The organism is Thiococcus pfennigii (assembly GCF_016583835.1).
Lineage (GTDB): Bacteria > Pseudomonadota > Gammaproteobacteria > Chromatiales > Chromatiaceae > Thiococcus > Thiococcus pfennigii.
Map to the genome: position 1 here is coordinate 1 of NZ_NRRW01000098.1, position 7,278 is coordinate 7,278.

The 7,278-nt window shown below is 67.5% G+C and carries 8 protein-coding genes; 7 read left to right on the forward strand and 1 reads right to left on the reverse strand.

What is annotated here, in order from left to right:
- The first annotated feature begins 40 nt into the window (after positions 1-40).
- The 7 genes from CKO41_RS17570 (at position 41) to CKO41_RS17600 (ending at position 6,787) form a co-directional block, all read left to right on the forward strand.
- The gene (locus tag CKO41_RS17570) at positions 41-1,123 is read left to right on the forward strand and encodes a hydrogenase large subunit (protein ID WP_200254260.1); all 1,083 of its coding nucleotides are present in this window, start codon (positions 41-43) and stop codon (positions 1,121-1,123) included.
- Positions 1,124-1,126: 3 nt separating this feature from the next.
- The gene (locus CKO41_RS17575; RefSeq protein ID WP_200254258.1) at positions 1,127-1,516 is read left to right on the forward strand and encodes a 4Fe-4S binding protein; all 390 of its coding nucleotides are present in this window, start codon (positions 1,127-1,129) and stop codon (positions 1,514-1,516) included.
- Between the two features lie 636 nt (positions 1,517-2,152).
- Complete coding sequence (locus CKO41_RS17580) at positions 2,153-2,452, forward strand: hypothetical protein (protein ID WP_200254256.1); 300 nt, start codon at positions 2,153-2,155, stop codon at positions 2,450-2,452.
- 1 nt (position 2,453) lies between these two features.
- Positions 2,454-3,128 carry a class I SAM-dependent methyltransferase gene (locus tag CKO41_RS17585; protein WP_200254254.1) on the forward strand — a complete coding sequence of 225 codons (675 nt, stop codon included), beginning with the start codon at positions 2,454-2,456 and terminating at the stop codon, positions 3,126-3,128.
- Between the two features lie 301 nt (positions 3,129-3,429).
- Entirely contained in the window at positions 3,430-3,816 is a 387-nt protein-coding gene (locus tag CKO41_RS17590; protein ID WP_200254252.1) for a DUF302 domain-containing protein, read from the forward strand.
- 113 nt (positions 3,817-3,929) lie between these two features.
- Positions 3,930-4,073 carry a hypothetical protein gene (locus tag CKO41_RS17595; RefSeq protein ID WP_200254250.1) on the forward strand — a complete coding sequence of 48 codons (144 nt, stop codon included), beginning with the start codon at positions 3,930-3,932 and terminating at the stop codon, positions 4,071-4,073.
- A 764-nt stretch (positions 4,074-4,837) separates the two neighbouring features.
- The gene (locus CKO41_RS17600) at positions 4,838-6,787 is read left to right on the forward strand and encodes a copper-translocating P-type ATPase (RefSeq protein ID WP_242464413.1); all 1,950 of its coding nucleotides are present in this window, start codon (positions 4,838-4,840) and stop codon (positions 6,785-6,787) included.
- A 197-nt stretch (positions 6,788-6,984) separates the two neighbouring features.
- Here CKO41_RS17600 and CKO41_RS18490 read toward each other — a convergent pair.
- The coding region (locus CKO41_RS18490; protein ID WP_207144158.1) for a hypothetical protein at positions 6,985-7,278 on the reverse strand (294 nt) is incomplete at its 5' end.

A 7,278-nucleotide genomic window follows, 5' to 3' on the forward strand; every position in this document is an offset into this window, starting at 1 on the left:
GCCGAGCCCGCCCCCACCGCGACCCCGGAGCAATAAGACCATGGCCAACCGCACGATCGTGCCCTTCGGGCCGCAGCACCCGGTCCTGCCCGAGCCGATCCACCTGGACCTGGAGCTGGAAGACGAGACCGTCATGCAGGCCCTGCCGTCGGTCGGCTACGTGCACCGCGGCCTGGAGCTCCTCGCCGAGCACCACGACTACTACGACATGGCCCACGTGGCCGAGCGCATCTGCGGCATCTGCAGCTTCATCCACAGCCAGGGCTACTGCCAGACGGTCGAGCAGTTGATGGGCGTCGAGGTACCGCCACGCGCCGTCTACCTGCGCACGATGTGGGCCGAGATCTCGCGCGTGCAGAGCCACCTGCTCTGGTTCGGCCTGGTCGCCGACTCCTTCGGCTACGAGAGCCTGTTCCAGCACAGCTGGCGCATCCGCGAGCGCATCGTCGACATCATCGAGGAGACCGCCGGGGGGCGCGTCATCTACGGCACATGCAAGGTCGGCGGCGTGCGCCGCGACATCGATGCCGACACCCTTGCGCGCATCGGCCGCGAGATCCGCTCGATCAAGGCCGAGTACGACGAACTGGCCGCCATCTTCCTCGAGGACAAGACGATCAAGCAGCGCACCGTCGGCATCGGCGTCCTCGACACCGAGGCCGCCCACGCCTTGGGCGCCGTCGGCCCGACGCTGCGCGCCAGCGGCATCGCCCAGGACCTGCGTCAGCTCGGCTACGCCGCCTATGGCGAGCTCGACTGGGAGCCGGCCGTCGAGACGGCCGGCGACTGCTACGCCCGCTGCGCCGTGCGCCTGCGCGAGATCGACGACTCGCTCGACATGATCAGCCAGTGCATCGAGCGGATGCCCGCCGGCGAGATCGAGGTCTCGACCAAGGGCAAGCGCCCCGAGGGCGAGGTCATGGGCCGGCTCGAGCAGCCGCGCGGCGAGGTCTGCTACTACATGCAGGCCAACGGCAAGCGAAAGCTCGAGCGCTTCCGCGTGCGCACGCCGACCTTCGCCAACGTCGCGCCCCTGGTCCACATGCTGAAGGGCTGCGAACTGGCCGACGTGCCCGTCATCACGCTCTCCATCGACCCCTGCATCAGCTGTACCGAGAGGTAGACCATGTCCACGCCCTGGCTCTCGATCTCAGCGCTCGTCACCAAGAGCGCCCTGAACAAGCCGGCGACCCGGCTCTACCCCTTCGAGCAGCGCGAACCCTACGCCAAGACGCGCGGGCACGTCCTGTTCCGGGTCGACAACTGCACCTTCTGCGGCATCTGCTCGCACAAGTGCCCGACCGGCGCCATCGTCATCGACAAGAAGGGGCAGCGCTGGGCGATCGACCACACCCTCTGCATCCTGTGCGGCTGCTGCGTCGAGGAATGCCGCGAGGGCTGCATCACGCAGAGCACCCAGCCCCGCGCGCCGCTCCTGCGCGCCGACGTGGCCCAGTTCCGCGAGGAATACCGCGCCGCACCGCGGCCGCGGGTCAAGGAAGACGCGCCGGGGTAACCTGCCGACAGGCGGCGCGGCCTGATCCTCAGCCCCGCGCCGCCGTCTCGACCACCACAGCGAGTCGGTCAGCCGCGCTCCAACCCGCCAGCGTTTGCGAGAGCGGCTCGCATTTGGATGGAAGAATTCACCGGCTTGGCCAACCGAAGACCCCTTCGGCGAATCGATCAGCGTCGCCCTAGGGTTGCCCCAACTTCCCGTGCCTTGCCCCTTTCAGCGCTGGTCTTAAAACATGGCCCCTCCCTCTGCCGGTACTACGGACCGCTCCGCCACCCCATCACCCCTCTCTGACGGTCACCGGCCTCAGATCGGTCGCCACGACCGACCACACGATAGGCTTCCCGTGTTGCGCGCGCCGCCATTGTGTAGATGCGGGCACAGGGTGCCAGCCCCTGCGCACCGCGTACGGCGTCCCTTTCGCCTCACCGAACCACCAAGTCCCCGCGGGATCACTGGCGCACGGACGCCCAAGGGGTCTGCCGCTGGTCCCGCACGCGCCGCACTCATCACGAACCGCCGCTGCATCCACCTGCAACGGAGATTCACGATGAGCAAACTCATTCTCTTCGCCGCCGCACTGGCAATGGCCACTGCGATGCCCGCCACCGCGGCCGGCCAGCCACGAGCACCGGCGGCATGACGCAGCCTGACGCCATGGCTCACGGCGGTATCACGCAGGGCGACACGGGCACCGGCACTGAGCTGGCGGGAGATGACCGCGTGGACCTGCCCGCGGCCGAAGGTGTCGATCTGGGCCGCCTGCAGCCCGCCGACGAGGTGCGCTTCCGCGTGGTGCGCGGCGCCGATCAGGTCGACCGGATCACCGAGATCGACGCAGCGTCCGAACCCGCCACCTTCTGCGGCGGGTTCGGACCGGCAGGTGGAACGGTCGATGCTTCCGGGTCAAGCAGCAACGGCATCGGCCCGGGAGGATAGGATGAACTGCTGCACCGCGATCAACGCCGACACCGGCCGTTTCTTCTCGTATTTCGCCGGTCTGCACCGGCTGCGCCACCGCTGGCTCGGCTTCGAGCGGAGTCAGCGACAGTTGCTGGAGGGTCTCCGCCGCGGCGGCATCGCCGGGGTGGACTTACTGGAGGTCGGCTGCGGCCCCGGCTATCTGCACCGCGCCCTACTTCGCGACGGCGCCGCCCGGGCGGTGGGCGTGGACCTCTCCGAGCGCATGATCGCCATCGCCCGCAGGGAGGCGCGGGCCGACGGCCTCGCCGAGCGCACCAGCTATCATCAAGGCGATTTCACCCTCATCGCCGCCCCACTGCCTGAGGCAGACGTCACCATCTTGGACAAGGTAATCTGCTGCTACCCGGACTGGGAGCGGCTCGTCACCGTTTCGCTTGCCAAGACCCGTTGCCTCTACGCCTTCACCATACCTCGCGACCGCGCCCAGACCCGACTCGGGCTCCGGGCAATGGGCTGGGGGCTGAACCGCGCCGGCTGCTGCTACCGCCCCTTCATCCATGACCCCGCCATGATCGGCGATCACCTGGCGGCGAAAGGCTTTCATCGCATCCACGAAGCTTGCACGACGATCTGGATCACGCAGGTCTATGTCCAGGCCGCGGAGAAACAGGCCTCGGGTAACGATGTGTAAACAAGTCAGCCGCCGTTACTCGCGCTCGCAAATACCGCGATTGCAGACATCCGCAGCTTACTTCACTGCGGCGCACGGTTGTCGGTACCTGCTGCGTTCACCCTGAGGCAATTCGCCGAGGGGATGTCCAAGGCCGAGACGGCTGCCGACCCTATGGAGAGGACAACCACTGGCACGGCGTATGCGGGCAGGATGACCGACCGGCCGGACACGCCGACCGCGGTGTAGCCGGCGCGTACCGGCCGCCGCACGCAGCAGCGAGCGATTCGAAATCCACGTCGACCAGGGGAGATTGATTGCCATGTATGGATTTTCCACCCGTGTCGCGCCGCCGTTCGACGACGCAGTCTCGCGCGTCACCGCCGCGCTCAAAGAGGAAGGCTTCGGCGTGCTGACCGACATCGATGTCCAGGCGACGCTCAAGGCCAAGCTCGACGTCGACCGCCGCCCTTACCGCATCCTCGGCGCCTGCAACCCGCCGCTCGCCCATCGGGCCATCGAGGCCGAGCCCGAGATCGGGCTGCTCCTACCCTGCAATGTCGTGGTGCGGGAGCTCGACGACGAGACGATCAGTGTCGATTTCATGGACCCGGCGGCCGTCCTCCAATTGGTCGACAACCCGCGGGTCCCCGAGATCGCCGGAGAGGTTCGAGAACGCCTGTCGCGGGTGCGTGACGCCCTGTCCTGAAGCCCTGAGGAGCAAGAGGACACGAATGCGCTCGCGGTCTTCGCGATGGCATCGGGGAATTTGGACCGTCGGGCGGTTCATTAAGCCCAATCCGCAACCGGAGCAGAGGGCCTATGCCCAAGACACAGCTCGGTCCCCTGACCCTATCCGCACTGCTGCCGGCGAGTCCGCTGGCGATGGCCGTGGACGGCCACCATCCGGCGATGGCGGCCGCGAAGGACAGCGAGAGCGCAAGGGCGCCGAGGCCGATACCGTGAGGTCCAACATGATGATGGGCGGACCCGGGATAACGGGCGGTCCGAATAGGTTGCCCGCCGCGGCATGATAGGCCATGGCATCGGCCGGGCGCCATGCGGCGGACCGTAGGGCTGCGACACGCTGATGGATCGTCTCGACCTGCTGGACGCTCGGATGGCGAAGATCGAGACCACGCTGGAGTGGATGCTGCACCGATAGGTGATGCAGCGTCCGGGGCGGACCGTCGTGAGCAACCGGCGCCCCGTCGGTCTCCTGTCGTGGTGCTTAAGGAGACGCTGATCTTCTCGCCGTCCTGGCCAAAGATCAGCATGGGGCCTCCTGCCCCGCACGACAAGCGCTGAAGATTTCAACCTGAAAAGAGCGACCAGCTTCCAGCGGCCAGCTTCTTGAAATCAGTCAGTTAGGGAGCGCTTGACGCTTGCCGGCGTTCACTAGCCGGGTGAGCGCTTCAAGAGGCGAAAACCTCGACCATACGACGGCTGGAGGCCGGTCGCTGGCGGCTGGCTGCTCTTTCTAGGTTCAACGCTTCCCCAACGGCTGAAGAATCGCCGTACGGAACCGTCACTGATCACCTGGGCCTCAAGTTATGAACACGTCGATCGACAGTTCGGACCGCCAGCCGGGGCGCGTCAACCAATCCGCTTCGTCGCGAGACACCGGATCCGCTGCCCGACAGCCGGCCTCCGCCGGGCATCAGGGAGACCATTCCGGCGAGGCCGGTCACGGCAAGCATCAGGGGCACAGTGGCCATGACCATGGCGCCATGGTCGCGGACTTCCGCCGCCGCTTCTTGGTCTCGCTCGCGCTGACCCTGCCCATCCTCGCCCTGTCGCCACTCATTCAGCGCACCCTGGGGCTGGAAGCCGCGCTCGCCTTCCCCGGCGATGCCTATGTGCTGCTCGGCCTCTCGACCGTCGTCTTCCTGTACGGCGGCTGGCCGTTCCTGCGCGGACTTGCCGCGGAGCTGGGCCGGCGCGATCCCGGCATGATGACCCTGATCAGCCTGGCGATCGCGGTTGCCTACTTCTATTCGGTGGCGGTGGTGCTGGGCCTCGCGGGGCAGGTCTTCTTCTGGGAGCTGGCCACCCTGATCGACGTCATGCTCCTCGGGCATTGGATCGAGATGCGCTCGGTGATGGGCGCCTCGGGCGCCCTCGAGGCGCTGGTGAAACTGATGCCCACCACGGCCCACCGCCTGGGCGCGGGCGGCGCCTTCGAGGACGTACCGGTAGCGGAGCTGCGCCCGAGCGACCAGGTCCTGGTCAAGCCCGGCGAGAAGGTCCCCACCGACGGCGTGATCCGGCGCGGCCGCAGCGCCCTCGACGAGTCCATGCTCACCGGCGAATCGAAGCCCGTCGAGAAGGGCGAGGGCGACGAGGCCATCGGCGGCGCCGTCAACGGCGCGGGCGCTATCACGGTGGAGATCCGCAAGACGGGCGATGAGACCTATCTGTCGGAGGTCATCGACATGGTGCGCCAGGCCCAGTCGACCCGCTCGCGTACGCAGGACCTCGCCAACCGCGCGGCGCGTTGGCTGACCTATATCGCCCTCTCCGTCGGCGCCCTCACCTTGCCCGCCTGGCTCGCGCTGGGACAGGCCTTCGACTTCGCTCTGTCGCGGATGGTGACGGTCATGGTCATCACCTGTCCCCACGCGCTGGGGCTTGCCGTGCCGCTGGTGGTCGCGGTGAGCACGAGCATGGCGGCCGGGCGCGGCCTGCTGATCCGGGATCGGGCCGCCTTCGAGCGCGCCCGCAACCTCCAGGCGATCGTCTTCGACAAGACCGGGACCCTCACCGAGGGGCGGTTCGGGGTCAGCGATCTGGTCGCGCTTGGCGACCGGCCGCAGGACGAGGTCCTGCGGCTGGCGGCCGCCCTGGAGAGCCAGTCCTCCCACCCGATCGCCGCCGGCGTCGTGGAGGCGGCGCGCGCACGCGATATCGTCCCGGCAGAGGTGAGCGACTTCGAGAACCTGCCCGGCCAGGGTGCCCGGGCCGCTGTGGAAGGGCGGGATGTCGCCGTGGTCAGCCCTGGCTACCTCGGCGAGCACGGCATCGCGGTCGAGGACGACAGGCCCCGCGCACTGATGGCGGCGGGCAAGACGGTGGTATTCGTGCTCGTGCAGGACGAGCTGGTCGGAGCCATCGCCCTGGCCGACGTCGTGCGCGAGGAGTCCCGGGACGCCATCGCGCGACTCAAGGACAAGGGGATCCGCTGCATCATGTTGACCGGCGACGCGGAGGCGGTGGCCAAGCGCGTCGCCGGCGAGCTCGGGCTCGACGACTTTTTCGCCGAGGTGCTGCCGCACCAGAAGGCCGAACGGATCCGCGAGGTCAAGGCGCGCGGGCTGGTCACGGCCATGGTCGGCGACGGTGTCAACGACGCGCCGGCCCTGGTCGAGGCCGACCTCGGCGTCGCGATCGGCGCCGGCACCGACGTCGCCATCGAGTCCGCCGACATAGTCCTGGTGAAGTCCGACCCGCGCGCGGTGCTGGACATCATGGCGCTGTCGCGGTCGACCTACGGCAAGATGATTCAAAACCTGCTGTGGGCGACCGGCTACAACGCCTTCGCCATCCCGCTTGCGGCCGGTGTGGCCTCTGGGGCCGGGGTCGTGCTCACGCCCGCCGTCGGCGCCGCGCTGATGTCCCTGTCCACAGTGATCGTGGCCATCAACGCGCGGCTCCTGAAGTGGGCGCAACCTACGCGATGAGGCCCCCACAACGGCATCAGACGAGGAGAGCGCCCATGAGAACCCTCATCCTCATATTCCTGGGCGGGACCGCCGCGGCCGCGGAGCGGGATCTGTTCAGACTCGCTCCTCTGGGGGAGAGGAGCAAAGCGGCGGGCACTACTCCTTGAGCCGGAGCTCACCTTCGATTACCTGGAGTCGAAAATGCGGTTTCCGACTTACTTCATTTTCAGCCGCTTAAGCGCCTCGAAATGACGGGGCCTCCTGCCCCGCACGGGAAGCTCTGAATTTTGCAGCACATCCCTGGCATGCGAACGCCTCAGTTCTCGCTGAGGCGGCAAAATAAGGTGGAACGAGGTACTGGCCGGGCAGCGACCCCTCATTTGTGCCTGGAAGAAAACCCCGTTGAATTCAAAAAAACCGCTGGCCTCATGCCGCCCCGGCGGCGGCTTTTCATTCGGATCGAGGCCGTCAGCGAGGAATACGGGGGGGCGATGTGAATTGCTTTCATC